23 protein-coding genes and 2 tRNA genes are annotated in these 23476 nt (G+C 69.9%); 18 read left to right on the top strand and 7 right to left on the bottom strand.

Going from position 1 to position 23476, the window contains the following annotated elements; all coding sequences use genetic code 11:
- Positions 1–11: 11 nt before the first annotated feature.
- Together ABH936_RS03885 and ABH936_RS03880 are read right to left on the bottom strand one after the other, a co-directional pair.
- Positions 12–617: an isochorismatase family protein gene (locus ABH936_RS03885; protein ID WP_281712522.1), complete on the bottom strand. Its 606-nt coding sequence runs from the start codon at positions 615–617 to the stop codon at positions 12–14.
- Positions 614–1945, bottom strand: coding sequence for a nicotinate phosphoribosyltransferase (locus tag ABH936_RS03880; protein ID WP_313489987.1), 1332 nt, complete (start codon positions 1943–1945; stop codon positions 614–616). The genes ABH936_RS03885 and ABH936_RS03880 overlap by 4 nt, the downstream gene beginning before the upstream one ends.
- Before the next feature lie 15 nt (positions 1946–1960).
- Here ABH936_RS03880 and clpS point away from each other — a divergent pair, with 15 nt between their 5' ends.
- From clpS to ABH936_RS03855, 5 genes are all read left to right on the top strand, one after another.
- On the top strand, positions 1961–2281 hold the full coding sequence (clpS, locus tag ABH936_RS03875) for an ATP-dependent Clp protease adapter ClpS (RefSeq protein WP_006947542.1): 321 nt from the start codon (positions 1961–1963) through the stop codon (positions 2279–2281).
- The gene (locus tag ABH936_RS03870) at positions 2281–2922 is read left to right on the top strand and encodes a DUF2017 domain-containing protein (protein WP_074041187.1); all 642 of its coding nucleotides are present in this window, start codon (positions 2281–2283) and stop codon (positions 2920–2922) included. Before clpS ends, ABH936_RS03870 begins: the two co-directional genes overlap by 1 nt.
- 35 nt (positions 2923–2957) lie before the next feature.
- Entirely contained in the window at positions 2958–4520 is a 1563-nt protein-coding gene (gltX, locus tag ABH936_RS03865) for a glutamate--tRNA ligase (protein ID WP_062257662.1), read from the top strand.
- Between the two features lie 168 nt (positions 4521–4688).
- Positions 4689–4760 (top strand) — tRNA-Gln (locus tag ABH936_RS03860).
- A 126-nt stretch (positions 4761–4886) separates the two neighbouring features.
- Positions 4887–4959: transfer RNA gene (locus tag ABH936_RS03855), tRNA-Glu, on the top strand.
- Positions 4960–5192: 233 nt separating this feature from the next.
- Here the strand turns inward: ABH936_RS03855 and ABH936_RS03850 are convergent.
- A complete protein-coding gene (locus ABH936_RS03850; protein WP_038568870.1) occupies positions 5193–5945 on the bottom strand; it encodes an IclR family transcriptional regulator in 753 nt (250 codons plus the stop codon).
- 119 nt (positions 5946–6064) lie between these two features.
- Here ABH936_RS03850 and leuC point away from each other — a divergent pair, with 119 nt between their 5' ends.
- The 3 genes from leuC to ABH936_RS03835 all read left to right on the top strand — a co-directional run bounded on the left by leuC (position 6065) and on the right by ABH936_RS03835 (position 8695).
- Positions 6065–7456, top strand: coding sequence for a 3-isopropylmalate dehydratase large subunit (gene leuC / locus ABH936_RS03845; RefSeq protein WP_006947513.1), 1392 nt, complete (start codon positions 6065–6067; stop codon positions 7454–7456).
- A 25-nt stretch (positions 7457–7481) separates the two neighbouring features.
- Complete coding sequence (gene leuD, locus ABH936_RS03840) at positions 7482–8075, top strand: 3-isopropylmalate dehydratase small subunit (RefSeq protein ID WP_038568866.1); 594 nt, start codon at positions 7482–7484, stop codon at positions 8073–8075.
- 293 nt (positions 8076–8368) lie between these two features.
- Positions 8369–8695 (top strand): HU family DNA-binding protein, encoded by a 327-nt coding sequence (locus tag ABH936_RS03835; protein ID WP_038568864.1) that lies wholly within the window; start codon positions 8369–8371, stop codon positions 8693–8695.
- 21 nt (positions 8696–8716) lie between these two features.
- On the opposite strand, the gene ABH936_RS03830 is transcribed toward ABH936_RS03835, so the two are convergent.
- A complete protein-coding gene (locus tag ABH936_RS03830; RefSeq protein WP_006947507.1) occupies positions 8717–8941 on the bottom strand; it encodes a hypothetical protein in 225 nt (74 codons plus the stop codon).
- 171 nt (positions 8942–9112) lie between these two features.
- Here ABH936_RS03830 and ABH936_RS03825 point away from each other — a divergent pair, with 171 nt between their 5' ends.
- Complete coding sequence (locus tag ABH936_RS03825; protein WP_404602656.1) at positions 9113–9883, top strand: lysophospholipid acyltransferase family protein; 771 nt, start codon at positions 9113–9115, stop codon at positions 9881–9883.
- Positions 9884–9974: 91 nt separating this feature from the next.
- On the top strand, positions 9975–10976 hold the full coding sequence (locus ABH936_RS03820; protein WP_006947509.1) for an NAD(P)H-dependent glycerol-3-phosphate dehydrogenase: 1002 nt from the start codon (positions 9975–9977) through the stop codon (positions 10974–10976).
- Positions 10977–11047: 71 nt separating this feature from the next.
- On the opposite strand, the gene ABH936_RS03815 is transcribed toward ABH936_RS03820, so the two are convergent.
- Positions 11048–12160 (bottom strand): trans-sulfuration enzyme family protein, encoded by a 1113-nt coding sequence (locus tag ABH936_RS03815; RefSeq protein ID WP_404602655.1) that lies wholly within the window; start codon positions 12158–12160, stop codon positions 11048–11050.
- Positions 12161–12241: 81 nt separating this feature from the next.
- Between ABH936_RS03815 and ABH936_RS03810 the strand changes: the two genes are divergently transcribed.
- The gene (locus ABH936_RS03810) at positions 12242–13363 is read left to right on the top strand and encodes a D-alanine--D-alanine ligase family protein (RefSeq protein ID WP_062257671.1); all 1122 of its coding nucleotides are present in this window, start codon (positions 12242–12244) and stop codon (positions 13361–13363) included.
- Between the two features lie 115 nt (positions 13364–13478).
- On the opposite strand, the gene ABH936_RS03805 is transcribed toward ABH936_RS03810, so the two are convergent.
- Positions 13479–13937, bottom strand: coding sequence for a DUF3515 family protein (locus tag ABH936_RS03805; RefSeq protein ID WP_051806003.1), 459 nt, complete (start codon positions 13935–13937; stop codon positions 13479–13481).
- A 364-nt stretch (positions 13938–14301) separates the two neighbouring features.
- Between ABH936_RS03805 and ABH936_RS03800 the strand changes: the two genes are divergently transcribed.
- The 3 genes from ABH936_RS03800 to ABH936_RS03790 all read left to right on the top strand — a co-directional run bounded on the left by ABH936_RS03800 (position 14302) and on the right by ABH936_RS03790 (position 17886).
- Positions 14302–15552 carry a thiamine-monophosphate kinase gene (locus ABH936_RS03800; RefSeq protein ID WP_404602654.1) on the top strand — a complete coding sequence of 417 codons (1251 nt, stop codon included), beginning with the start codon at positions 14302–14304 and terminating at the stop codon, positions 15550–15552.
- Between the two features lie 252 nt (positions 15553–15804).
- Positions 15805–17484 (top strand): sodium:solute symporter family protein, encoded by a 1680-nt coding sequence (locus ABH936_RS03795; protein ID WP_404602653.1) that lies wholly within the window; start codon positions 15805–15807, stop codon positions 17482–17484.
- Positions 17485–17496: 12 nt separating this feature from the next.
- Positions 17497–17886 (top strand): hypothetical protein, encoded by a 390-nt coding sequence (locus ABH936_RS03790; protein ID WP_404602652.1) that lies wholly within the window; start codon positions 17497–17499, stop codon positions 17884–17886.
- A 149-nt stretch (positions 17887–18035) separates the two neighbouring features.
- Here ABH936_RS03790 and rpmB read toward each other — a convergent pair whose 3' ends face one another.
- The gene (rpmB, locus tag ABH936_RS03785; protein WP_006943284.1) at positions 18036–18230 is read right to left on the bottom strand and encodes a 50S ribosomal protein L28; all 195 of its coding nucleotides are present in this window, start codon (positions 18228–18230) and stop codon (positions 18036–18038) included.
- Between the two features lie 409 nt (positions 18231–18639).
- Between rpmB and ABH936_RS03780 the strand changes: the two genes are divergently transcribed.
- From ABH936_RS03780 to coaD, 4 genes are read left to right on the top strand one after another with little or no spacing between them, the layout of a single operon-like run.
- Entirely contained in the window at positions 18640–20106 is a 1467-nt protein-coding gene (locus ABH936_RS03780; RefSeq protein ID WP_404602651.1) for a DAK2 domain-containing protein, read from the top strand.
- Positions 20099–22288, top strand: coding sequence for an ATP-dependent DNA helicase RecG (locus ABH936_RS03775; RefSeq protein WP_404602650.1), 2190 nt, complete (start codon positions 20099–20101; stop codon positions 22286–22288). Before ABH936_RS03780 ends, ABH936_RS03775 begins: the two co-directional genes overlap by 8 nt.
- Positions 22288–22959, top strand: coding sequence for a 16S rRNA (guanine(966)-N(2))-methyltransferase RsmD (rsmD, locus tag ABH936_RS03770; RefSeq protein WP_038568854.1), 672 nt, complete (start codon positions 22288–22290; stop codon positions 22957–22959). Before ABH936_RS03775 ends, rsmD begins: the two co-directional genes overlap by 1 nt.
- Positions 22956–23441 (top strand): pantetheine-phosphate adenylyltransferase, encoded by a 486-nt coding sequence (gene coaD / locus ABH936_RS03765; protein ID WP_404602649.1) that lies wholly within the window; start codon positions 22956–22958, stop codon positions 23439–23441. The genes rsmD and coaD overlap by 4 nt, the downstream gene beginning before the upstream one ends.
- The last annotated feature ends 35 nt before the right edge of the window (positions 23442–23476 follow it).

Below are 23476 nucleotides of genomic sequence, written 5' to 3'. Positions count from 1 at the left end.
GGGCCGCGTTCTCAGCCGACGACGGGTTGACCGACGAGCTCGACGCCCGCGTCGCGCATGGTCGTGAGCGCCGCGTCGGTGCTGTCGGCTGCGACGCCGGCCGTCATGCCGAGCAGCACGCGCGTGGCGAAGCCTTCGCTGACGGCGTCGAGCGCGGTCGCGCGGACGCAGTGGTCGGTCGCGATGCCGACGACGTCGACGCTGCCGACGCCCGCGTCACGCAACCAGGAGGCGAGCGACTCATCGCCACCGGCGAAAGACCCCTCGAATCCTGAGTAGGCCGCGGCGTACCTGCCCTTGCGGAAGATCGCGTCGAGCCGATCGACGACGGGCGCGAATCCGTCGTGGAACGCCGCGCCGTCGGACTCGGCGCGGCAGTGCACGGGCCACGAGTCGCGGTAGTCGGGGGTCTCGCTCCAGTGCTCGCCGGGGTCGACGTGCCAGTCCTGCGTCGCGACGACGACGTCGTAATCGGCGAGCGCGACGTAGTCGGCGATCGCCGCGGCGACCTGGGCGCCCCCGGCCACGGCGAGCGAACCGCCCTCGCAGAAGTCGTTCTGCACGTCGACGACGACGAGTGCCCGGCGCGTGCCGGCATCAACGTTCGGCGCGCTCATCGCTGCGTCACCCCGCCCAAACCGGGACCCTCGTACCGGGTCGGGATGACGGGCTCACCGCGCGACATCTGACGCGCCTTCGCGGGCAATTCCGCGCGGGAACGCTCGTACACCGCGCGGGCGCTCGCGGCGTCCGTCGGCGCGACGACCTCGCCGTTCCTGACGAGCGGGACGAGCAGCGCACGGTCGTCGCCGTCGTCGACCGGCTGCTCGCCGATGCCGATGATCTCGGCCTCGGCCACTCCCTGTGCGTTTCGGCGACGCAGCGCCCACTTGCGTCCGCCGACGGAGATCTTGTCCTTGCTCTTCTTCGCGACGTCGATCATCTGGCCGTCGTCGCTCGCGTGCTGGACGAGCTTGTAGACCATGCCGGCCGTCGGCGCGCCGGAGCCGGTGACGAGGGAGGTGCCGACGCCGTACGCGTCGACCGGCCCGGCTGCGAGGGCGGCGATGGCGTACTCGTCGAGGTCGCTCGTCACGACGATCTTCGTGCTTGTGGCACCGAGTGAGTCGAGCTGCTCGCGCACCTCGCGGGCCTGCACGAGCAGGTCGCCGGAATCCAGACGCACCCCACCGAGTTCGGTGCCCGCGACCTCGACGGCGATCTTGACGGCGTTCTTCACGTCGTAGGTGTCGACGAGCAGCGTCGTGTCCTTGCCGAGCGAGTCGACCTGCGCGGTGAACGCGGCGCGCTCGTCGTCGTGCAGCAGCGTGAACGCGTGCGCCGACGTGCCCGTCGTCGGCACGTCGTAGCGACGTCCCGCCTCGAGGTTGGAGGAGGCCGCGAACCCCGTGATGTACGCGGCGCGCGCGGCTGCGACCGCTGCCTCCTCGTGCGTGCGACGCGAGCCCATCTCGATGCACGGACGGCCGTCTGCGGCGAGCACCATGCGCGACGCAGCGGCGGCGACGGCTGAGTCGTGGTTGAGGATCGACAGGATCAACGTCTCGAGGATGACGCCCTCGGCGAACGTCGACTCGACGACGACGAGCGGCGAGCCCGGGAAGTAGCACTCACCCTCGGCGTAGCCGTGGATGTCACCGGAGAAGTGGTAGTTGGCGAGCCACTCGAGCGTCGGCTCATCGACGACGGCGCGTCGACGCAGGTCGTCGATCTCGGCCTCGGTGAACCGGAACTCTTTCAACGCCTCGAGAAAACGACCCGTGCCCGCGACGACGCCGAAGCGGCGGCCGTCGGGCAGGCGGCGGGCGAAGACCTCGAAGACGCTCTTGCGGTGGGCCGCACCGGAGCGCAGCGCCGCCTGGAGCATCGTGAGCTCGTAGTGGTCGGTGAGCAGGGCCGTCGAGGCCGAGATGGTGGAAGTCACGTATCGAACTCTAAGGTGGTTGACGTGTCGATCGCGCCTCCAGACATCGATTTCGAGCAACTGGCCAAGCAGCTCGCCGACCCCGACCCCCAGGACGTGGGGGAGCGGGCGTGGGTGACGCTCGTGTGGAACGACCCCGTCAACCTCATGAGCTACGTCAGCTTCGTGTTCCAGGACTACTTCGGCTACTCCCGCGAGGAGGCCGAGCGGCTCATGATGCAGGTGCACACCGAGGGCCGCGCCGTCGTCAGCAAGGGCAGCCGCGAGAAGGCCGAGGCCGACACGATCGCCATGCATGGCTACAGCTTGTGGGCGACCTACGAGCAGGAGGGCTGATGGCCGAGGCATTCCGGCGTGACCCGTCCGACGAGCGGCGCATCGTCGGACGTCTCGACGACGTCGAACGCGCCGTCGTCGTCGATCTCATGCACCAGACGAGCGTCCTGCTCTCCGACGGTAGTGACGACGCACCCGACGCGCCGCGCGGCACCGATGAGGACGAGCTGTTCGCGGCGCTCGGACGCTCTATGAGCGCCCGGGAGGCTCCACGCGACCCGGCGCTTCGTCGGCTGCTGCCCGACGGTGTCAAGGACGATGACGGCGCGGCCGCCGAGTTCCGCCGCCTCACCGAGGCCTCCTTGCGCGATCGCAAGCTGCGTAACCTCGCTACGGCGATGACGGCGTTCGAGCGCGCGGGTGCGAACGTCGACCTCGCGCAGACGATGAGCGCCGGCGAACCCCGCGACGTCGTCCTCGACGAGGCCGAGGCGCGCGCGACGATGATGGCGCTGACGGACGTGCGGCTCGTGCTCGCCGAGCGCCTCGGCGTGCGCACCGATGCGGATGCCGACGCACTCGTCGAACAGGTCGAGCGTGGGCAGGTGCCGAGCGACGAGGAACAGCTCATGGCCGCCTACTACGACTTCCTCACCTGGCTCGCCGAATCGGTGACGCTCGCGGTGATGCGCGAGGCCTGAGGCGCAGCGCAACGGCCGTCTACGATGGAGACATCATGAGCGACTCGACTGCCACCTCAGCCCCCACCCCCTCGACGCCCGGCGAGACGAGCCCCGGCGCCGTCCGTCTGCGCGTCGCGCCGTCGCCGACGGGTGACCCGCACGTCGGCACCGCCTACATGGCGATGTTCGACCTTGCGTTCGCGCGTCAGCAGGGCGGAAAGTTCGTCCTGCGCATCGAGGACACCGACCGGGCGCGCTTCCAGGCCGATTCCGAGCAGCAGATCTTCGACACGCTGCACTGGCTCGACCTGAACTGGGACGAGGGCCCCGACGTCGGTGGCCCGTACGCGCCGTACCGTCAGAGTGAGCGGCTCGACACGTACAAGCCGTACGTCGACAAGCTCATCGATGAGGGCAAGGCCTACTACTGCTACTGCACGAGCGAGCGGCTCGCCGAGATGCGCGAGCTCCAGCAGAAGCAGAAGCTGCCGACCGGCTACGACCGCATGTGCTACGGCAAGTCGCGTGAGGAGCGCGCCGCCGAGCCCGGCTTCAGCGAGAACCCCGTCGTGCGCATGTTCATCCCCGACGACGCGCCGCTCGTGTTCGACGACCTCATCCGAGGCGAGGTCAAGGCGCCCCGCCCGGACGATCAGGTCATCATGAAGGCCGACGGTTTCCCGACGTACCACCTCGCCGTCGTCGTCGACGACCACGAGATGGGCATCACGCACGTCGTGCGCGGTGAGGAGTGGATCAGCTCGACGCCGAAGCACATCCTGCTCTACCAGGGCCTCGGCCTCGAGCCGCCGAAGTTCGCGCACATGCCGCTGCTGCGCGATGAGAAGAAGGCGAAGATCTCCAAGCGCAAGAGCCCGTGGGCGCGCCTCACGTGGTTCAAGGAGCAGGGTTACCTGCCGGAGGCGCTGCTCAACTTCCTCGCGCTGCTCGGCTACCCGCCGATCATCGAGGCGGACGGCACCGAGCGCGAGGTGTTCACCTTCGAGGAGTTCAGCGAGAACTTCGAGTGGAGCAAGGTCAACACCGTCGGCCCGATCTTCAACCTCGACAAGCTGAACTGGCTCAACGGTCACTACATCCGCGAGCTCGAGCCTCGCGACTTCGCCGCGCGTATCCTGCCGTTCCTCGTCGCGGACGGCGTGCTGCCGGAGCAGCCGTCGCTGCCGCAGCTGGGTCGCCTCAACCTCGTCGCCGAGCTGATCCAGACTCGCATCAACCTGCTGTCGGAGGCGACGCCGCTCGTCGCACCGTTCTTCACCGACGACGCCGAGCTGCCCATCGCGGACGACGCCCGTGCGCAGCTCAAGGAGACGGCCCCGCAGGTGCTAGACGCCGCCATCGCGGCCCTGGAGCCCATCTCGGGTTCGCTCGGCAAGCCTGACGGCACGGGCATCGAGTGGGTGCACGAGCGCATCGAGGCCGCGTTGCGCGAGGCCGTCGTCGACGGCCTGGGCATCAAGCCGAAGTTCGCCTTCGGCCCGCTGCGCACCGCCGTGTCCGGTCAGCGCATCTCACCGCCGCTGTTCGAGTCGATGGAGATCCTCGGCAAGCACTCGACGATGGAACGCTTGAAGAACCTGCGCGCGAGCCTGTGATCGACCGGGGCACGCCTGCCTGTCGGCCCTGACGGATGCGTCAGGGCCGCCGCGGCAGGGCGCCGGTCGATTTGTCGTCCCGGAAAACCTCCGGTAGAGTTTTCACTCGGTTCGGGGAACGAATGGAAGGCCTCACGAGGCGCGCTGTTCGATCACTGCAACCCCCATTGGGGTATGGTGTAATTGGCAACACGGATGATTCTGGTTCATTTGTTCTAGGTTCGAGTCCTGGTACCCCAGCGCAGATCGCTTGTGCAGAAGGTGACGCCCGCGTCACGCGCTCGCAGAGTGATTTCGGGAAAACGATGACATGAGTTAGAGTTTTCCTCGCTGCCGAACGGCCGAAAGGTTGACGAAGCAGGCCATGGCCCCGTTGTGTAGTGGCCTAGCACGCCGCCCTCTCAAGGCGGTAGCGCGGGTTCGAATCCCGTCGGGGCTACATCGAGACAAGAAATCCTCACCGCAGAAATGCGGTGGGGATTTCTTGTTTGCCTTCTCTTTTTGTCGCCGTCTCGGCTCAGACCGACCTTTTTCGGGTCCTGACCATTCGTGCGCTCGAATGCGCGATCCAGGAATCGCCACCGGACGGCCGCAGGTCACGTGCACCTGCCCAAGCGCGACGATGCCCTGCCGCCCCGTCAGGGGCGCCAGGGCATCGTCGTCACAGGTGGATCAGCGCGTCGTGGGTGGTGCGACGCTCTTCTGCTGTGCGGCGGCGCGCGCGAGCACCTCCGTCAGCTTGTTGGCGCCGGCGACGACCGTTGCGGCGTGCAGCCGCCCGGGCTGACGGGAGACGCGCTCGACGGGGCCGGAGATCGACACGGCGGCGATGACGCGGCCGCTGGGCGAGCGCACCGGCGCGGAGACGGACGCGACGCCCTGCTCGCGCTCGCTCACCGACTGAGCCCATCCGCGGCGGCGCACGCCGGAGAGCATCGTCGCGGTGAACTTGGAGCCCTGCAGGCCACGGTGCAGACGGTCGGGTTCCTCCCAGGCGAGCAGCACCTGGGCCGCGGAGCCGGCCTGCATCGACAGCGTCGCGCCGACGGGGATGGAATCGCGCAGACCCATCGGGCGATCGGCGGCCGCCACGCAGATGCGCTGGTCGCCCTGGCGGCGGAAGAGCTGGGCGCTCTCGTTCGTGTGGTCGCGCAGCGCGCCGAGGACGGGCCCGGCGGCGGCGAGCAGGCGGTCCTCACCGGCGGCGGAGGCGAGTTCGACGAGTCGGGGGCCGAGGACGAAGCGTCCCTGCATGTCACGGGCCACGAGGCGGTGATGCTCCAGCGCGACCGCGAGGCGGTGGGCGGTCGGGCGAGCGAGGCCGGTGGCTGCGACGAGCTGGGCGAGGGTGGAGGGCCCTGCCTCGAGGGCGGAGAGCACGACTGCAGCCTTGTCGAGGACTCCGACGCCACTTGAATTGTCCATGTACTGATATTGCAGTCTCATGAACCGAGACGCAAGTCCGGTCTGCCGTTAAAAGGGTAACGCTTGTCGCAGAACGGTGTCTCGTGGGTCGGACGACCCGTCGATCGAAGGAGGATGACGTGGGTTCCACGTTGGCCGAGAAGGTGTGGCAGCAGCACGTCGTGCGAAGCGCGGAGGGCGAGCCCGACCTGCTCTACATCGACCTTCACCTGCTCCACGAGGTCACGAGCCCGCAGGCGTTCGACGGGCTGCGGCTCGCGGGGCGCACCGTGCGTCGCACCGACCTCACGCTCGCCACCGAGGACCACAACGTCCCGACGACGCCGGGCCCGATCACCGACCTCGTCAGCCGCACCCAGGTCGAGACGCTGCGCCGCAACTGCGAGGAGTTCGGCATCCGCCTGTTCCCGATGGGCGACGCCGAGCAGGGCATCGTCCACATCATCGGCCCGCAGCTGGGCCTCACCCAGCCCGGCGCGACGATCGTCTGCGGCGACAGCCACACCTCGACGCACGGTGCGTTCGGCGCGCTCGCGTTTGGCATCGGCACGAGCGAGGTCGAGCACGTCCTCGCGACGCAGACGCTGCCGCTCAAGCCGTTCAAGACGATGGCGATCACCCTGGAGGGCGACCTGCCCGACGGCGTCAGCGCTAAGGACATCATCCTCGCCGTCATCGCCGAGATCGGCACCGGCGGCGGCCAGGGCTACGTCCTCGAGTACCGCGGCAAGGCGATCGAAGCGCTGTCGATGGAAGCGCGCATGACGATCTGCAACATGTCGATCGAGGCGGGCGCCCGCGCCGGCATGGTGGCGCCCGACCAGACGACGTTCGACTACCTGGAAGGCCGGCCCCATGCGCCGCAGGGCGCCGAGTGGGATGACGCGGTCGAGGCGTGGAAGCAGCTGCGCACCGACGACGACGCGGTGTTCGACGCCGAGGTCGTCATCGACGCGACGAAGCTCGCGCCGTTCGTCACCTGGGGCACCAACCCGGGCCAGGGCCTGCCGCTGACGGCGGCCGTGCCCGACCCCGAGCAGATGGGCGACGACTCGGAGAAGGACGCCGCCGCGAGCGCCATCGAGTACATGGGGCTGAGCGTCGGTCAGCCGCTCAAGGAGATCGCGATCGACACCGTCTTCCTCGGTTCCTGCACCAATGGGCGGCTCGAGGATCTGCGCGCCGCGGCGGACGTGCTGCGCGGGCGCAAGGTCGCCGACAGCGTGCGCATGCTCGTCGTGCCCGGTTCGGCGAAGGTGCGTCTCGACGCCGAGGCGGAGGGGCTCGACGCCGTCTTCACCGACGCCGGCGCCGAGTGGCGCCTGCCCGGCTGCTCGATGTGCCTCGGCATGAACCCCGATCAGCTCGAGCCGGGGGAGCGCAGCGCGTCGACCTCGAACCGCAACTTCGAAGGGCGCCAGGGCAAGGGCGGACGCACGCACCTCGTCAGCCCACAGGTCGCCGCCGCGACCGCCGTCACCGGCACGCTTGCCTCGCCCGCCGATCTGTGACCCGCTGAGCCGTCAGGAGACATCGATGGACAAGTTCACCACCCACACCGGCGTCGGGGTGCCGCTGCGCCGCAGCAACGTCGACACCGACCAGATCATTCCAGCCGTCTACCTCAAGCGCGTCACCCGCACGGGCTTCGAGGACGGGCTGTTCTCCGCATGGCGCAAGGACCCGTCGTTCGTGCTCAACACCGAGGCCTACCGCGACGGTTCGGTCCTGGTCGCAGGCCCCGACTTCGGGACGGGCTCCTCACGCGAGCATGCCGTCTGGGCGCTCATGGACTACGGCTTCCGCGTCGTCATCAGCTCGCGCTTCGCCGACATCTTCCGCGGCAACTCGGGCAAGGCCGGCCTGCTCACCGCGCAGGTCGAGCAGGGCGACGTCGAACTGCTGTGGAAGTACCTCGACAACGAACCGGGCGCGCAGATCACGGTCGACCTGGGCTCGCGCACGATCCACGCGGGGGAGCTCGTCGTGCCGTTCGCTGTCGACGACTACATCCGCTGGCGCCTCATGGAGGGCCTCGACGACATCTCGCTGACGCTGCGTCACGAGGACGACATCGAAGCGTTCGAAGACGCTCGTCCGAGTTGGAAGCCGTCGACGCTCGTCCGATAGGTGATATCGCGCTGACCGCCGCGCGGGAGGCCTCGCGCTCGTGGCGCGCGTGTGTGAGGTTCGACGCCCGGGGAGGTGTCTGCGAATCGCTTACGGCCGCAACATGGTCGGGCGACCGCCATGTTGATCTATGACGATCGGCCTACGCGTGTTCGATGCGTGGGCGCCGCACGGCGGACGACGAAGACTTCACCCAATGGACGGGGATGCAACCACTCGGTACCGTTGGCCCACGTCGAGACGCAGGACGGGATCGAGCCGTGACGGACGGACGAGAAGGGGTAGGACGAAAGATGAACAAGGCAGACCTGGTCGATCGCCTCGAGGTGCGCCTCGGCAGCAAGAAGGCCGCACTGGAGGCCGTGGAGGCCGTCGTCGACGTGATCATCCGAGAGGTCGCTGCCGGCAACAAGGTAGGGATCACCGGATTCGGCACGTTCGAGCGCGTCGACCGCGCCGCCCGCACGGGCCGCAACCCGCGCACGGGCGAAGCGGTGCGCATCGGTGCGACCTCCGTGCCCAAGTTCACCCCTGGTACGAACTTCAAGGCCGTCACGGCCGACCCGTCGAAGCTGCCCCGCTCCGGCAACGCCGGTGGTCGCGCGCGCGTCGAGCGCTGAGACGCACCGCGTCGGGCGGCGTCAGCGGATCTGCTGGCCCGTCCCGATGCCCTCGATCCACAACCGGCGGATTCCGTCTGGCCCGTGATCGACGTTGAGACGCTGCCCCACGCGCAGCGTGCGCAGGCCGCTGCGCGCGAAGGCGTCGGCGTCGAACGGCAGCACCCGGCCGGCGTCGGTGATGAGCTCACCCGTGAACGTCGCCTCGTCGAAGCGGTGGACGCTGGCCTGCGTGTGATGGGTCATGGCGGCTCCTTCGGCGGCTCGGACCGGTGACGGCGAGGTGCGCGGTTCTCGTACCCTCTCACAGCGATCCCTCCCATGCTGCCAGATGCCCCGGCCTGATGGATCGCAACGCTGCGACGAATGCCCTGGACGTGTCGTGCCACTAGAGTGCGAGACGAACAGGAGGTGCCCATGGCGAAGATCTCGCTCGATGCGGGAGAGCGCAACGCCGTCGTCTCCGTCATCACGAACGCCGTCGGCCCGGCGGTGGCGCCGTGGCTGCGTGAGACGTGGCGAGGCGCCGAGCACGTTCCCGCCACCGGCGGCGCCGTCATCGCCGCGAACCACCTAAGCTACTCCGACCCGTTCGTCATCGGCCGCTTCCTCCTCTACGGCGCGGGTCGCCTGCCGCACTTCCTCGGGAAGGCCGAGGTCTTCGCCGTCCCCGTCCTCGGGCCGCTGCTGCGCCGCGCCGGGCAGATCCCCGTCCACCGCGGCACCGCACGGGCCAAGGACAGCTTCGTCGAAGCCGTCGGCGCCGTCGCGGCCGGCCGCCTCGTCTGCCTGCTGCCGGAGGGCACACTGACGCGGGATCGCGCGTTCTGGCCGATGACGGGCAAGTCCGGCGCCGCGCGCATCGCGCTGACGACGGGCGTCCCGCTCGTCCCCGTCGCGATGTGGGGGCCCGAACGAATCATCCCGCCGACCAGTCGCGCCCGCCACGTCGTGCCGCACCTGCTGACGCGCCGTCATGACGTCACCGTCGTCGCGGGCGAGCCGGTCGACCTCGACGATCTGCGCGGGCGCGACCTCGACACCGAGGTGCTGACGGAGGCCACCAGGCGCCTGATGGCCGCCATCCTCGAGCTGCTGTGCGAGATCCGCGGCGAGCGACCCGGCGCGCCGCCGCTCGACAACCCGCGCAGCGGCTCGCGCCCGACCGACGCGCGAGGCACGCGATGAACGCGTCGACCTGTCCCATTGGCCCCCGCGCCGACCTGCCTCACAGCGCCGAACTGTCCGGCCGCACCGAACTCCACGAAAGGACGAGACGATGACACGCGCCGCAATCATGGGGGCGGGAAGCTGGGGCACGGCGTTCGCCGCCGTCATGGCCGACGCAGGCACCGACGTCACGCTGTGGGCGCGCCGTGCGGAGGCTGCTGACGCGATCAACACCGAGCGCCGCAACGTCGCCTACCTGCCCGAGCTGCAGCTCGACGAGCGCATCAGCGCGACGGCGGACGCGGCGCAGGCGCTCGAGGGCGCCGACCTCGTCGTCCTCGCAGTCCCTTCGCAGTCGCTGCGCGGCAACCTCGAGCAGTGGCGCGACGTGCTGCCGCAGGGCGCGCCGCTCGTGTCGCTCATGAAGGGCATCGAACTCGGCACGCACCTGCGGATGAGCGAGGTCATCGCGGAGGTCGCGGGCGTGCCGCTCGCGCAGGTCGCCGTCGTCTCCGGGCCGAACCTCGCGAAGGAGATCGCGCAGAAGCAGCCGGCCGCCGCCGTCGTCGCAGCGCCGCATCACGGGCTGCGCGCCAAGGTGGCAGAGGCCTGCGCCGCCCCGTACTTCCGCCCCTACACGAACGCGGACGTCGTCGGCACGGAGATCGCGGGCGCGGTGAAGAACGTCATCGCGCTCGCCGTCGGCATGGCCCACGGCCTGGGCCTCGGTGAGAACACGACGGCGACGCTCCTGACGCGCGGTCTCGCGGAGACGGCCCGCCTCGGTGCGGCGCTCGGCGCCGACCCGCAGACGTTCCTCGGTCTCGCCGGTGTGGGCGACATGGCCGCGACGTGCAGTTCGCGCCTGTCGCGCAACCATGCCTTCGGGCTGGCCCTCGGCGAGGGGCAGACGCTCGAAGAGGTGACCGCACAGGCCAGCCAGACGGCCGAGGGCGTCAAGTCGTGCCGCTCCATCGTCGAACTCGCACGCAGCGTCGACGTCGACATGCCGATCTGCGACGGCGTGCACGCCATCCTCTACGAAGGGTGGGGCCCGCAGGAGATGGTGCGCGCCCTCATGTCGCGTTCGCGCAAGAGCGAACGCGTCTGACGACCGGCCGGGCGCGCCCGTTGTTTCGGGCGTCGGCCGGGGCAGTCTGGCGGGGCAGTCGCGTGACCGGGTCAGTCGGCTGACGCGGCGTGCCCCCGGCGCAGGGCGTCGTCGAGGTCCGCCCACAGATCCTCGACGTCCTCGACCCCGACCGACAGGCGCAGCAGGTTCTCCGGAACGCTGGCCGGTTCGAGCGCATGTCGACGGCGGCGCTCCAGCATCGACTCGACGCCACCGAGGCTCGTGGCGGGCAACCACACCTCGACGAGCTGTTCGACGGCGCGTGCGGCGTCTGCGCCACCGCGCAGTTCGAGCGCGATCATCGCGCCCGTTCCCGGGTGGCGCACGCGCGCGACGTCGTCGTGCTCGCGCAATCTCGCAGCGAGCGTCGCCGCGTTCGCGCAGGCGCGCTCCCAGCGCAGGTGCAGCGTCCGCATGCCTCGCAGCGCGAGCCACGTCTCTTGCGGGCCGGGGATAGCGCCGCCCAGCGTGCGTGCTGTGAGCAGCCGCGCGGCGAGGTCGGCGTCGTTCGTCACCGCCGCGCCGAGCAGGACGTCGCTGTGGCCCGCGAGGTACTTCGTCACCGAATGCACGACGACGTCGACGCCGTCATCGAGGGGACGGCGCCCGAGCGGCGTGTTGAACGTGTTGTCCTCGACGACGAGCGCGCCCGCCGCGTGGGCGCGGCGCGTCACGGCGGCGACGTCGCACGTCTCGAGCATCGGGTTGCTCGGTGACTCGACCCAGACGAGATCGCACCCGGCAGCTAGGGCGGCGTCGAGGGCGCCGTCGTCGGCGAGGTCGACGCGCGTGAGGTGCGCGCGGCCGGCCTCGTGCCAGGTGTCGAGGAGGGCGGAGGTGCCGTTGTAGAAGTGTCGCGGCGCGATGACACGGCCGCCGTGCGGCAGGAGGGACAGCGCGGCCGAGATGGCGCCCATGCCGCTGGCGAAGGCGAGCGCGGTCGTCGAGGCGTCACCTTCGAGGGAGGCGAGGGTCGTCTCGAACGCGCTCCACGTCGGGTTGCCGACCCGCGCGTAGTTGAGGTCCGCGCCGGCCACGTAGGTCGAGGTGAGCGTGAGCTCCGGGCTGACGCTCGCGCCCGGCGCGCGGGCAGGGCGTCCACCGCCGACGAGGCGTGTCGCGGCAGCGAGCGGGCGGGCGGGGCGATCGGCGTGCGCAACCATGCGAACACCCTGGCACGGCGGCGCCACCGCGCGCCGTGGCGTCCGGCGACTGACCGCGCGCGGGCGCTATTGTTGGCCGCGATGAGCACTTCGCAGCCCCGCACCCGCGTCGCCGTCGTCTTCGGTGGGCGCTCCTCCGAGCACGCCATCTCGTGCGCCACCGCCGCCGGCGTTCTCGCCGCGATCGACCGTGAGCGCTACGACGTCGTGCCGATCGGCATCAGCAAGGCCGGCCAGTGGGTGCTCATGCCCGACGACCCGTCGGCGCTCGCGATCCAGGGCAAGAAGCTGCCGGAGGTGACGAACGACGCCGGCCGCGAGGTCGTCATCGCGCCGTCGCCCGACCAGCACGACATCCTCGTGCTCGATGCGGGGCAGACCCCGCAGGCACTGACGTCCGTCGACGTCGTCCTGCCGCTGCTGCACGGGCCGTTCGGTGAGGACGGCACCCTGCAGGGCCTGCTCGAACTCGCCGACCTGCGCTACGTCGGCTCGGGCGTCACGGCGTCGGCCGTCATGATGGACAAGCACATGATGAAGATCGTGTTCGAGGCCGCCGGGCTGCCCGTCGGGCCCTACGTCGTCATCACCGACAAGCAGTGGCGCCGCGACAAGGAAGCCGCGATGGCGAGCGTCGCACCGCTGCGCTACCCCGTCTTCGTCAAACCGGCACGCGCGGGTTCGTCGGTCGGCATCTCGAAGGTCGATTCGCGCGACCAGCTCGAGGCCGCCATCGAACTGGCGCGCGAGAGCGACCCGAAGGTTGTCATCGAGGCCGGCATCGTGGGCCGCGAGGTCGAATGCGGTGTGCTCGAAGGCCACGGCAGCGACCTGCCGCGCGCGTCCGAACTCGGTGAGATCGAGGAGATCGGCGAGCACGCCTTCTACGACTTCGAGGCCAAGTATCTCAACGACGACGGGCTGCGCCTCGCGTGCCCCGCCGATGTCAGCGCCGAGGACACCGCGCGCATCAAGGAGCTGTCGATCAAGGCGTTCGACGCCGCCGGCTGCGAGGGCCTCGCGCGCGTCGACTGGTTCTACACCGCCGACGGCACGCTCTTCCTCAACGAGATCAACACCCTGCCCGGCTTCACGCCCGTGTCGATGTTCCCGGCCGTGTGGCGCGAGAGCGGCCTCGACTACACCGACCTCATCACCGATCTCATCGAATTGGCGCGCGAGCGCAAGACCGGTCTGCGCTGACGGCAGCTCCGCGTCCGCGGGTCCCGTGGGGGAGTCCGGGGGTCTTTTGGGTCGTGACGCGGCGACGATGGCCGGGTCGGGGGGAACCGGAGCCGAACCGAATCGGCGCCGCCCGTCAGGAACAGCGGTGTGGACCCTGAGCGATCTTCTTCGCCGCGGGGGCGAACGCGGCGAGCAGCGTGCCGTCGAGGTTCGCCGACGACGGGACGAGCACCTCGATCGCCGGCTCACGACCGTAGGTGACGTACCGCGTGCCGCCCGAGACCGGGATCTGCACCCAGTCGACGTCGTTCGCGGAGAAGCAGGCGTCGCTCGTCGGGCCGGGTGAGGTGACGCCGCAGCGCGCGATGAGGGCGTCGTCAGCGTTCTTGCCCCAGGCGTGGACGGTCGTAGAGTCGGCTGAGTTCGGGTAAGAATCGAGCCCGGCGACGGTCTTGGGCCACGACTTCGCGACAGCCGCGCACTCGGACGACGACGCCTGCGCAGCAGGCTTCGCAGCGACGGGCGAGTCACCACATGCGGTGAGCGCCAGCGTTGCGGCACCGGCGAGAGTGAGAGCGACGCGTGCTGACATGACCCATAGGCTATCCAACCCTCGTCTGCCCACCCCGCGCCTGCCCGGCCCGCAACCATCCAACCCGCACCGGCGCCCGGGGCTGATCGGGGGACCCGAGATGCTTGGGAGCTGCGATCCCGCCTAACAGAGTTTCAGCTCCCGGGAACGTCCTCGAGAGCTGCGATTCTGCGTGGCGGTGTTTCGGCTCTGACGATCGGGATCTCGCGGAGGGGCCACGATTCCGCATGGCGGTGTTTCAGCTCCCGGGAGCGTGCTTGCGAGCTGCGATCCTGCCTGATGGGGGTTTCAGCTCCGAAGATCTCCATGTGCTGCGCGGGCGCTCGCGCCGTCGTCAGGATGCAGCGGCTGATTGAATGGCGTGGTGACCGACCTCGCGACCCCCCCGTGGCTCAGACAGACCTGGACACCGCGGGTCGGCGGCGACGCGGCGACCGTCGCCGACGTCGGGGAGGCCGGCGTCCTTGCGGCGATCACCCCCCACCTCGCGGCGGCCGACGCCGAGATCGGGCCCGGTGACGACGCAGCCGTCCTGCCCCTCGCGACGGGCCGTGCCGTCGTCACGACCGACTCGATGGTGCTCGATCTCGACTGGCGCGACGACTGGTCGAGCGCCCACGACGTCGGGGTCAAGGTGATCGCCCAGAACCTCGCCGACGTCGTCGCGATGGGCGCGCGGCCCACCGGCGTCGTCGTGGCGCTCGCCACGGAGGAGCGCACGCGCGTCGACTGGCTCGTCGAGCTCACCGACGGCATGGCTGACGAACTGCGTCGCGCGGGTTGCGGATCCCTCGGCGGCGACCTGTCGGGCGCGCCCGCAGGCACCGTCGTCATCACCGTCACCGCGCTCGGCGAACTCGCCCCCGGCGCGCCGGCGCTGACGCGCTCCGCCGCCCGGCCCGGCCAGGTGGTCGTCGTCTCCGACCGGCTGGGACGCTCGCAAGCCGGTCTGCTCGTTCTCAGCGGCGAGGTGGCCTGGTCGCCACGAGATGCGGGGGCGACGGCCCGTCGTGATCCCGGCCCGTCCGTCGCTGACGAACCTCCGCACGCAGATGCAGACACGAACCAAGCGCTCCGCACAGGCTCAGACGATCGCAAGGCGCCCCCCACAGACGGCGAGGCCGCGTCCCGCGCAGCCGCGGGTGCTGGGCCCACCGCAGCCGCGAACGGGGCGGCCGAAGCCGTCGCACGTGAGTGTGTGACGTTCCATCGCGCACCCCGGCCGCGCTATGCAGGCGGCGAGGCCGTGAGCGCGGGGATGGGCGTCGCGATGGATGTCTCCGACGGGCTGGGGCGGGACGCGGCGCGTCTGGCCGCGGCGTCCGGCGTCGGCATCGAACTCGATCGCGCCGCGCTGGAACGCATGGCGGCGCCGCTGCGGCCGTTGCTGGGGGATCGGGCGCTCGACTGCGTCCTCGCGAGCGGCGAGGAGCACGCGCTGCTCGGCACCTGCGACGCCGACGCGGTGCCGCCGGGCTGGCACGTCATCGGTCGCGTCGTCGCACCCGCAGCAAGCACGTCCGGCCGGCGGGCCGCGGTGACGCTCGACGGCGTCGACGTCGTCGAACGCGGCTGGTCGCACTACGAACGGGCGCGCCCCTCGTCGTCCGACTGACGGCGTTCGCTCGTCACGCGGGCGCCGTGCGCCGGCCGTCTGGGTCGAGGGCCCCATGCCGCTCCAGCACCTCAGCGCCGGCGCAGCGCGGGTGCCGTAGCCGCGAGACGCCACACGGGTGAAGCGCCGAACATTGCAAACAGGTCTCGATTCCGACTGTGAGCCCCTTCACCATGGCGCGCGGTGCGAGTCTGGCGTTAGCGTCGGGGGTCACTTTCCTCCACGACTGTCCGGGAGCCAGCCTTGCTGCCTATGGATTCCTCAGCTCTGCGCCTCGACGCAGGGCCGGTCGACTACGTGCTCATCGCGTTGTACTTCGTGTTCGTGCTCGGCATCGGCCTGTTGGCCCGCCGACAGGTGAGCTCCAGCATCGACTTCTTCATGTCCGGCCGATCCCTGCCCGCCTGGGTCACCGGCCTCGCCTTCATCTCCGCGAACCTCGGTGCGGTGGAGATCATGGGCATGTCCGCGTCGGGCGCCAAGATGGGCATGCCGACGTTCCACTACTACTGGATCGGCGCGATCCCGGCGATGTTGTTCCTCGCCATCGTCATGATGCCGTTCTACTACGGCTCGGGCGTGCGCTCGGTGCCTGAGTTCATGAAGCGTCGCTTCGGCACGGGCGCCCACCTCGTCAACGCGATCTCGTTCGCGCTCGCGCAGGTGCTCATCGCCGGCGTCAACCTGTTCCTGCTCGCCAAGATCGTCAACATGCTGCTTGGCTGGGACATGACGGTCTCGACGATCGTCGCCGCTGTCATCGTCCTCAGCTACATCACCCTCGGTGGCCTCTCGGCCGCGATCTACAACGAGGTGCTGCAGTTCTTCGTCATCGTGGCGGCGCTGCTGCCGTTGACGCTCGCCGCCCTGCACAAGGTCGGCGGTTGGGACGGGCTGCAGGCCAAGATGAAGGCCGCGGGTACGGACGGCGAGCTGTCGTCATGGCCGGGCAACTCGCTGACCGGCTTCACCGATTCGGTGTGGTCCGTCATCGGCATCGTCTTCGGTCTCGGCTTCGTGCTGTCGTTCGGTTACTGGACGACGAACTTCGTCGAGGTGCAGCGCGTCATGGCCTCGAAGGACATGAACTCCGCGCGTCGCGCGCCGATCATCGGCACGTTCCCGAAGATGTTCATCCCGTTCATCATCATCATCCCGGGCATCATCGCCGGCGCGCTCGTGCCGGAGATCGCGAAGGCGAAGGCCAGCGGCGGCAACCCGGACTACAACAACTCCCTGCTGTACCTCATGAGCGACTTGCTGCCGAACGGTCTTCTCGGTGTGGCCATCGCGGGCATGCTCGCCGCGTTCATGGCCGGCATGGCCGCGAACATCTCGGCGTTCAACACGGTGTTCAGCTACGACATCTGGCAGGAGTACGTCGTCAAGGATCGTGACGACGCGTACTACATCAAGATCGGCCGCATCATGACAGTCGTCGCGACGATCATCGCGATCGGCACGTCCCTGCTGGCGCGAAGCTACTCGAACGCGATGGACTACCTGCAGACGCTGTTCGGCTTCTTCAACGCGCCGCTGTTCGCGACGTTCATTCTCGGCATGTTCTGGAAGCGCATGACGCCGACGGCCGGTTGGGCGGGCCTCGTCTCCGGTACGGTCGGCGCGCTCGTCGTCGCCGTCCTGTCGGAGAACGCGCTCGGCGATCTGTCGCAGGACGTCATCCACATCGGTGGTCAGGGCGCGTCGTTCGTCGCGGCCGGTACGGCGTTCGTCGTCGACATCGTCGTGAGCGTCATCGTCAGTCTCATGACGCAGCCGAAACCGACGGAGAGCCTGCGCGGTCTCGTCTACAGCGAGACGCCGAAGGAGGACTTCGAGGAAGACACGAACACGTCGTTCTTCAAGTCGCCGACGAAGCTCGCGGGCCTGTCGCTGGTGCTCGTCATCCTTCTCAACGTCGTCTTCCACTAAGGGGCATCGATCATGAGTACACCGATCAACGACGCGCACGACGCCCCGCGCGGGCGTGACGAGGCCGTGCACACCGGGCGTGACGGCGCGGACGAGGTGACGACGACCAAGGCCGGCAACTCGGCCCGTCACGGCGCCGGCCTTTTCGACATCCGCAACATCATTGGGCTGCTGATGGCGCTCTACGGCCTCATCCTGCTCGTCATGAGCTTCACGACGAGCACCGCCGACAAGGCGAAGGCCGACGGCGTCAACCTCAACCTGTGGACGGGCATCGGCCTCATCGTCATCGGCGCTGCGCTCATCGCGTGGGCCGTGACGCGCCCCATCGTCGTCGACGAGCGCGAGCTGGAGGCCGACAAGGCCGCCGCCGAGCGTCAGGGCAAGCCCGCCGCACACTGAACGCGCGCGGGGGTCTGAGCGCTTCCGCGTGTCCTGGTTCGACGAATCCCCGGTCTCCTTCGAGGAGGCCGGGGATTCGTCGGTTCGCGGGCGCCGAGCAGGCAACAAAAAACCCGGCCGAAGCCGGGTTTTTCGAACAAGTGCCGAGATCAGCGCTTGACCTTACCTGCCTTGAGGCAGGAGGTGCAGACGTTGAGACGCTTCGGGGTCACGCCAGCCTCGCCGACCAGGGCGCGAACGCGCTGGATGTTCGGGTTCCAACGACGCTTCGTGCGGCGGTTGGAGTGCGAGATGTTGTGACCGAAGCCCGGTCCCTTGCCGCAGACGTCGCAGGTGGCAGCCACGGTTTCTCCTGAAGTCGATGTGTTCGGGCGGATGCCCTCGGTTGCTTCGCGCAAGACCTGACGGTCTCGCTCGCCCCCATCGATCCGCAGCGTCGAGATGATGCGCGTGATGTCATGGGGGCAACCTGGACAGCATAGCCGGAGGCAGCGGGTGGGATCAAAACGGCGCCGCGGTCGGGTGCATGGAGGCCGGCCTGTCGAGGGCGGCGCGCCGCATGCGGAGCCGCCCGAGCGTCGCCGGTTCGCCGTGCGTGGGGCGTCCGCCCGGAGTGGCGCGGACGGCTTCTCACCCCGTCCTGCCGAGGTTGTCAGACCCATGTGCCAAGGTACTCGTGACATGCCGCGATGACGATTCACGTCTCGCGGGAGACGCCCGCGGCTGTCGCCGGAGCGAGAGGCAGGAGGGTACATGATGCAACGCCTGAGTGCGCGTGACCTTGCCCGCGCCCTCGTCTCCGCACGCGTCGAACTGTCGTCGGCGGAGTCGACGCTCAACGCGCTCAACGTCTTTCCCGTGCCCGACGGCGACACCGGCACCAACATGCGCGCCAGCCTCGAAGCGGGCTTCGTCGCACTCTCACAGACCGGTTCGGACGACGCGCCGCGTGGGCGCACCAAGGCGTTCGTCACCGGCATGACGCGGGCGGCGCAGGGCAACTCCGGCGTCATCCTCTCCGAATACGTGCGCGGTTTCGTCCGCGTGCTGCTGGCCGATCCCGCCGTCCTCGAGGTCGGCCTCGACGGTTCGGGCCTCGCGGAGGCGCTCGGGTCCGCCTCGGCCTGCGCCCGCGGCGCGGTGGGCGAACCGGTGGAGGGCACGATCCTGTCGGTCGCGCAGGCCGCGGCCCTCGCCGCCCGTCGATGCGTCGACGAGGCCGCGGGCGCAGGACGCGAGGCCGATGCCGCCGAGGTGGCGCGGGCGGCACACCAGGCTGCGCAGGAGGCGTTGGACGCGACGCCCGCACAGTTGGAGGCGCTCGTGCGTTCGCGCGTCGTCGACGCCGGGGGTGCGGGTCTGCTGCTTGTCCTCGATGCCCTCGACCGCGTCGCCTCGGGTTCGGGGGGCCTGCCCCGGACGAACACCCGCTCGTGGCTCGACGCGCGTCGGACGACGTCGTTGGAGGAAGACGCGGGCTGCCACGTCGCCGCGGGTGGCCCGGCCTTCGAGGTCGTGTGCGTCGCCGAGGGCCTCGACGACGAGGGCGCCTCGGCGCTGCGTGACGTGCTTGCGCGGTGGGGCGACTCGGTTGTCGTCGCGGGCGAGGAACGGCTGCATCGCGTCCACCTGCACACGGACGAGCCCCTGACGGCCGTTTCCGTCATGCGTGAGCGCGCGACGATCAGCGCCGTCACGATGACGCATTTCGACGGCCCGCTGCCGGGGTGTAAACCCCTGCTCGTCGCCGCGCGCGACGAGGCGGTGCGCGCCTACGCGCTCGCCCTCGGTGCGCAGACGCGCGATTCGCGGGAGCCGGGAACGCCGTGGGGCCACGCAGCCGGTGACGTTCTCGCCGACGTCGACGCCGGTGACGGCGCGCGCTCGAGCAACCTCCTCGCGCTGCTCGAACGACTCGACGATGCAGCCTCGCCGTTCGGTGACTGGGAGGGCGAGCAACCGGCCGTCTGGGAGGACGACGACCCCGGTGACGACGTCGAATTCCTGCGGGCCGACTCGTGGCGGGCCGCGCGCGACCTGGCCCGTCTGCATCTCCCCGGCGCCGAGTCGGTGCTCGTGTGCCTCGCGCCCGGCGCCGACGAAAGTGCCGCGCAGAAGTTCCTGTCGCTCGCTCGCACGCGCGTCGGTGACGGCGGCAGCATCGACGTCATGCGTCTCGATGCCGGTTCGCTCGTCCTCATGGAGGTGACCCATGGGTGAGGTGACGCTCGAGTCGCCACTGCTCGCCGTCCTCGGATCCGGCGCGAAGAAGCTCGCGAAGGCGCGTGACCTCGTGACGGTGCGCGACCTGCTCGACTACTTCCCGCGCCGCTACATCGACGCGCACGCCGGCAGCACGTTCGGCGAGTTCGAACTCGGCGAGCACGTCGTGCTCACCGCCCGCGTCGAGACGATGACGCAACGACGCATGCAGACGCGCAAGGGTTCGATGGCGAACGCCGTCATCGTCGACGACGAGGGCCGCCGCGCCGCCGTCACGTTCTTCAGTGCGCAGCCTCACTACAACGTCCTGCGCCCGGGCAAACGCGCGCTTTTCAGCGGCCAGCTCGGCCTGTTCAACAAGCAGCTTCAGCTGTCGCACCCGCAGTACACGCTGATGGACGACGCCGACATGAGCGTGTATCCGGGCAGCCTCGTGCCGGTCTACAAGCAGGTCGAGAAGATCACCAACCTCAACCTCACCCTGTCGATCAGCACCGTCCTTGACGCGCTCGGCGAGATCCCCGACCCCCTCGACGAGCCGCTGCGCGCGCGTCACGGTCTCGTCACGACGACCCGCGCCTACCGCGGTCTGCACCTGCCGGCGAGCATGGCCGACGTCCAGGCGGGGCGTGAGCGGCTGCGGTTCGACGAGGCGTTCACCACCCAGATCGTGCTGGCCCAGCGGCGCCACGAGGCGCGCTCCGAGCCGTCGACACCGCGCGTTGCGAAGCCCGGCGGTCTGCTCGAACGCTTCGATGCGACGTTGCCGTTCGAGCTCACCGAGGGCCAGCGCGAGGTGGGGGAGCAGATCGCGCGCGATCTCGCCGAGCCTGTCGCGATGCACCGCCTGCTGCAGGGTGAGGTCGGTTCGGGCAAGACGCTCGTCGCGTTGCGCGCCATGCTCGCCGTCGTCGACTCGGGCGCGCAGGCCGCACTGCTCGCGCCGACGGAGGTGCTCGCTGCCCAGCACGCCGCCTCGATGCGCGCGATGCTCGGCCCGCTCGCCGAACGCGGACGCCTCGGCGGCGCGGACGACGGCACCCGCGTCACGCTGCTCACCGGCTCGATGTCGGCCTCGGCGCGCACGCAGGCGCTGCTCGACATCGTCTCGGGCGAGGCGGGCATCGTCATCGGCACGCACGCGCTGCTGCAGAAGCACGTCGAGTTCGCCGACCTCGGTCTCGTCGTCGTCGACGAGCAGCACCGCTTCGGCGTCGAGCAGCGCGCGGCGCTCAGCTCGAAGGCGCACCGCCCGCCGCACGTGCTCGTCATGACGGCCACGCCGATCCCGCGCACCGTCGCGATGACGGCGTTCGGCGACCTCGACGTCTCGACGCTGCGTCAGCTGCCGCGTGGGCGTGCGCCGATCGTCTCGCACGTCGTGCCGACGCACGTCGCGTCGTGGATGAACCGGGTGTGGGAGCGCATCGCGGAGGAGTGCGCCGCCGGGCGTCAGGTCTACGTCGTCGCCGGACGCATCGGTGACGGCAGCGAGCCCGTCGCGCCGGGCCTCGTCGACGGGCCCGACGCTCATGGCGCCGGGGAGGGCGATGCCGCGGCGCGCCCCATCGGCGTCGTCGACCTCATCGACGAGATGCGCCGCCTGCCTGCGCTCGCTGGGCTGCGGATCGATCTCATGCACGGCCGGCTGCCCGCCGAGGAGAAGGACGACGTCATGCGCCGCTTCGGCGCCGGCGAGGTCGACGTTCTCGTCGCGACGACCGTCATCGAGGTGGGCGTCGACGTGCCGAACGCGTCGATGATCGTCATCGTCGACGCGGACCGGTTCGGCCTGTCGCAGCTGCACCAGCTGCGCGGACGCGTCGGGCGAGGTGAGCACGGCGGGCTGTGCCTGCTCGTGACACGCAACGAGAACCCCGACACGCTCGAGCGTCTGCGGCGCGTCGCGGAGACCAACGACGGATTCGCCATCGCCGATCTGGATCTAGACTTGAGACGGGAAGGAGACGTGCTCGGCGCCGCGCAGAGCGGACGGCGATCGTCTCTCGACTGGTTGGAGCTGACGAAGGCGTCCGATCTCGCCGTCATCGAGGCCGCGCGCACCGAGGCCGCCGCCATCGTCGAAGCGGATCCGTCTCTGACCGAGCATCCCCTGCTGGCGCAGGCCGCGCATGCCCGCGTGGACGCGTCGCAGGCCGAATTTCTGGAAAGAAGCTGATGACGCGCATCATTGCCGGCTCCGCCGGTGGCCGCAGGCTCGACACGCCCCCCGGAGCGGGCACCCGCCCGACGTCCGACCGCGTCCGTGAGGCGCTGTTCTCCCGGCTGGAGCATCTCGGTGCGATGCTCGGCGCGGACGTGCTCGACCTGTACGCGGGCTCCGGCGCGCTCGGGCTGGAGGCGTTCAGCCGCGGCGCCGCGTCCGCGACGTTCGTCGAGGTCGACCGCCGCGTCGCGACCGTCATCCGCACGAACGTGCGCAACCTCGGGTTCTCGCCGGTGCGTGTCGTGACGCAGGCCGTCGAGAAGTTCCTCGAGGGCCCGCCGAGCGTCAAGGCCGCGCTCGTGCTCATGGACCCGCCGTACAGCGTGAGCGAGGAGCAGCTGCGGCAGGCCATCGACCTGCTCGTCGAGCGGGAGTGGCTCGCCGAGCGCGCTCTCGTCGTCGTCGAACGCTCGTCGCGTTCGCCGCAGCCGACGTGGCACCCGCGCCTGGAGGCCTGGGAGCCGCGCGTCTACGGGGAGACGACGATGTGGTTCGCCGAGCTCGCCCAGGACGACGCGCCCGAGCCCGACGACGTCCAGGCCGTTGTCGCGACGCTCGATCAGGTCGTGCCCGAGATCGTCGTCACCGGTACGCCCGAGGACATCGCAAAGGTCACATCATGACGACGTGCGTCTGCCCCGGCTCGTTCGACCCGCTGACGCTGGGGCACCTCGACGTCATCGAGCGGTGCGCGGCGCTGTTCGACGACGTCGTCGTCACGGTGCTGCACAACCCCGACAAGCAGGGGACATTCAGCGCCGACGAGCGCGTCGACCTCATCGAGCGCTCGGTCGCGCATCTCAACAACGTCCGTGCCGCGGCCTACGCCAACACGCTGCTCGTCGACGTGTGCCGTGAGCTGGGCGCGCCGCTCGTCGTCAAGGGGCTCCGCGGGGAGACCGACTTCAGCTACGAGACGCCGATGGCGACGATGAACCGCGCGCTATCGGGTCTAGAGACGGTGTTCATCCCCGGAAACCCGGGCCTGGATCACCTGTCGAGCTCGCTCATCAAGCAGGTCGCGGGCCTCGGCGGCGACGTCACGGGCATGGTTCCGGAGCCCGTCCTCGGCCCGCTGCTCGAACGTGTCGGCGCGTCGCGTTGACGTGCGCAGGCCCGCACATTCTGGGATTTGGGAGA

The sequence above is a fragment of the Dermacoccus sp. GAS27A genome, assembly GCF_044909235.1.
Lineage (GTDB): Bacteria > Actinomycetota > Actinomycetes > Actinomycetales > Dermatophilaceae > Dermacoccus > Dermacoccus nishinomiyaensis.
The sequence above is the reverse complement of the archived record's forward strand: the minus strand, read 5'-3'. Positions and strand labels throughout refer to the sequence as shown.

Excerpts from the sequence above, each read along its gene's own strand:
- ABH936_RS03870 (WP_074041187.1), top strand. The coding sequence starts at position 2,281 with ATGGCCGAGGCATTCCGGCGTGACCCGTCCGACGAGCGGCGCATCGTC.
- ABH936_RS03780 (WP_404602651.1), top strand. The coding sequence starts at position 18,640 with ATGATGCAACGCCTGAGTGCGCGTGACCTTGCCCGCGCCCTCGTCTCC.
- ABH936_RS03830 (WP_006947507.1), bottom strand. The coding sequence starts at position 8,941 with ATGACCCATCACACGCAGGCCAGCGTCCACCGCTTCGACGAGGCGACG.
- ABH936_RS03815 (WP_404602655.1), bottom strand. The coding sequence starts at position 12,160 with ATGGTTGCGCACGCCGATCGCCCCGCCCGCCCGCTCGCTGCCGCGACA.
- leuD (WP_038568866.1), top strand. The coding sequence starts at position 7,482 with ATGGACAAGTTCACCACCCACACCGGCGTCGGGGTGCCGCTGCGCCGC.
- ABH936_RS03885 (WP_281712522.1), bottom strand. The coding sequence starts at position 617 with ATGAGCGCGCCGAACGTTGATGCCGGCACGCGCCGGGCACTCGTCGTC.
- rsmD (WP_038568854.1), top strand. The coding sequence starts at position 22,288 with ATGACGCGCATCATTGCCGGCTCCGCCGGTGGCCGCAGGCTCGACACG.
- ABH936_RS03835 (WP_038568864.1), top strand. The coding sequence starts at position 8,369 with ATGAACAAGGCAGACCTGGTCGATCGCCTCGAGGTGCGCCTCGGCAGC.
- ABH936_RS03820 (WP_006947509.1), top strand. The coding sequence starts at position 9,975 with ATGACACGCGCCGCAATCATGGGGGCGGGAAGCTGGGGCACGGCGTTC.
- ABH936_RS03825 (WP_404602656.1), top strand. The coding sequence starts at position 9,113 with ATGGCGAAGATCTCGCTCGATGCGGGAGAGCGCAACGCCGTCGTCTCC.
- ABH936_RS03810 (WP_062257671.1), top strand. The coding sequence starts at position 12,242 with ATGAGCACTTCGCAGCCCCGCACCCGCGTCGCCGTCGTCTTCGGTGGG.
- ABH936_RS03775 (WP_404602650.1), top strand. The coding sequence starts at position 20,099 with ATGGGTGAGGTGACGCTCGAGTCGCCACTGCTCGCCGTCCTCGGATCC.
- ABH936_RS03850 (WP_038568870.1), bottom strand. The coding sequence starts at position 5,945 with ATGGACAATTCAAGTGGCGTCGGAGTCCTCGACAAGGCTGCAGTCGTG.
- gltX (WP_062257662.1), top strand. The coding sequence starts at position 2,958 with ATGAGCGACTCGACTGCCACCTCAGCCCCCACCCCCTCGACGCCCGGC.
- ABH936_RS03790 (WP_404602652.1), top strand. The coding sequence starts at position 17,497 with ATGAGTACACCGATCAACGACGCGCACGACGCCCCGCGCGGGCGTGAC.
- coaD (WP_404602649.1), top strand. The coding sequence starts at position 22,956 with ATGACGACGTGCGTCTGCCCCGGCTCGTTCGACCCGCTGACGCTGGGG.
- ABH936_RS03795 (WP_404602653.1), top strand. The coding sequence starts at position 15,805 with ATGGATTCCTCAGCTCTGCGCCTCGACGCAGGGCCGGTCGACTACGTG.
- ABH936_RS03805 (WP_051806003.1), bottom strand. The coding sequence starts at position 13,937 with ATGTCAGCACGCGTCGCTCTCACTCTCGCCGGTGCCGCAACGCTGGCG.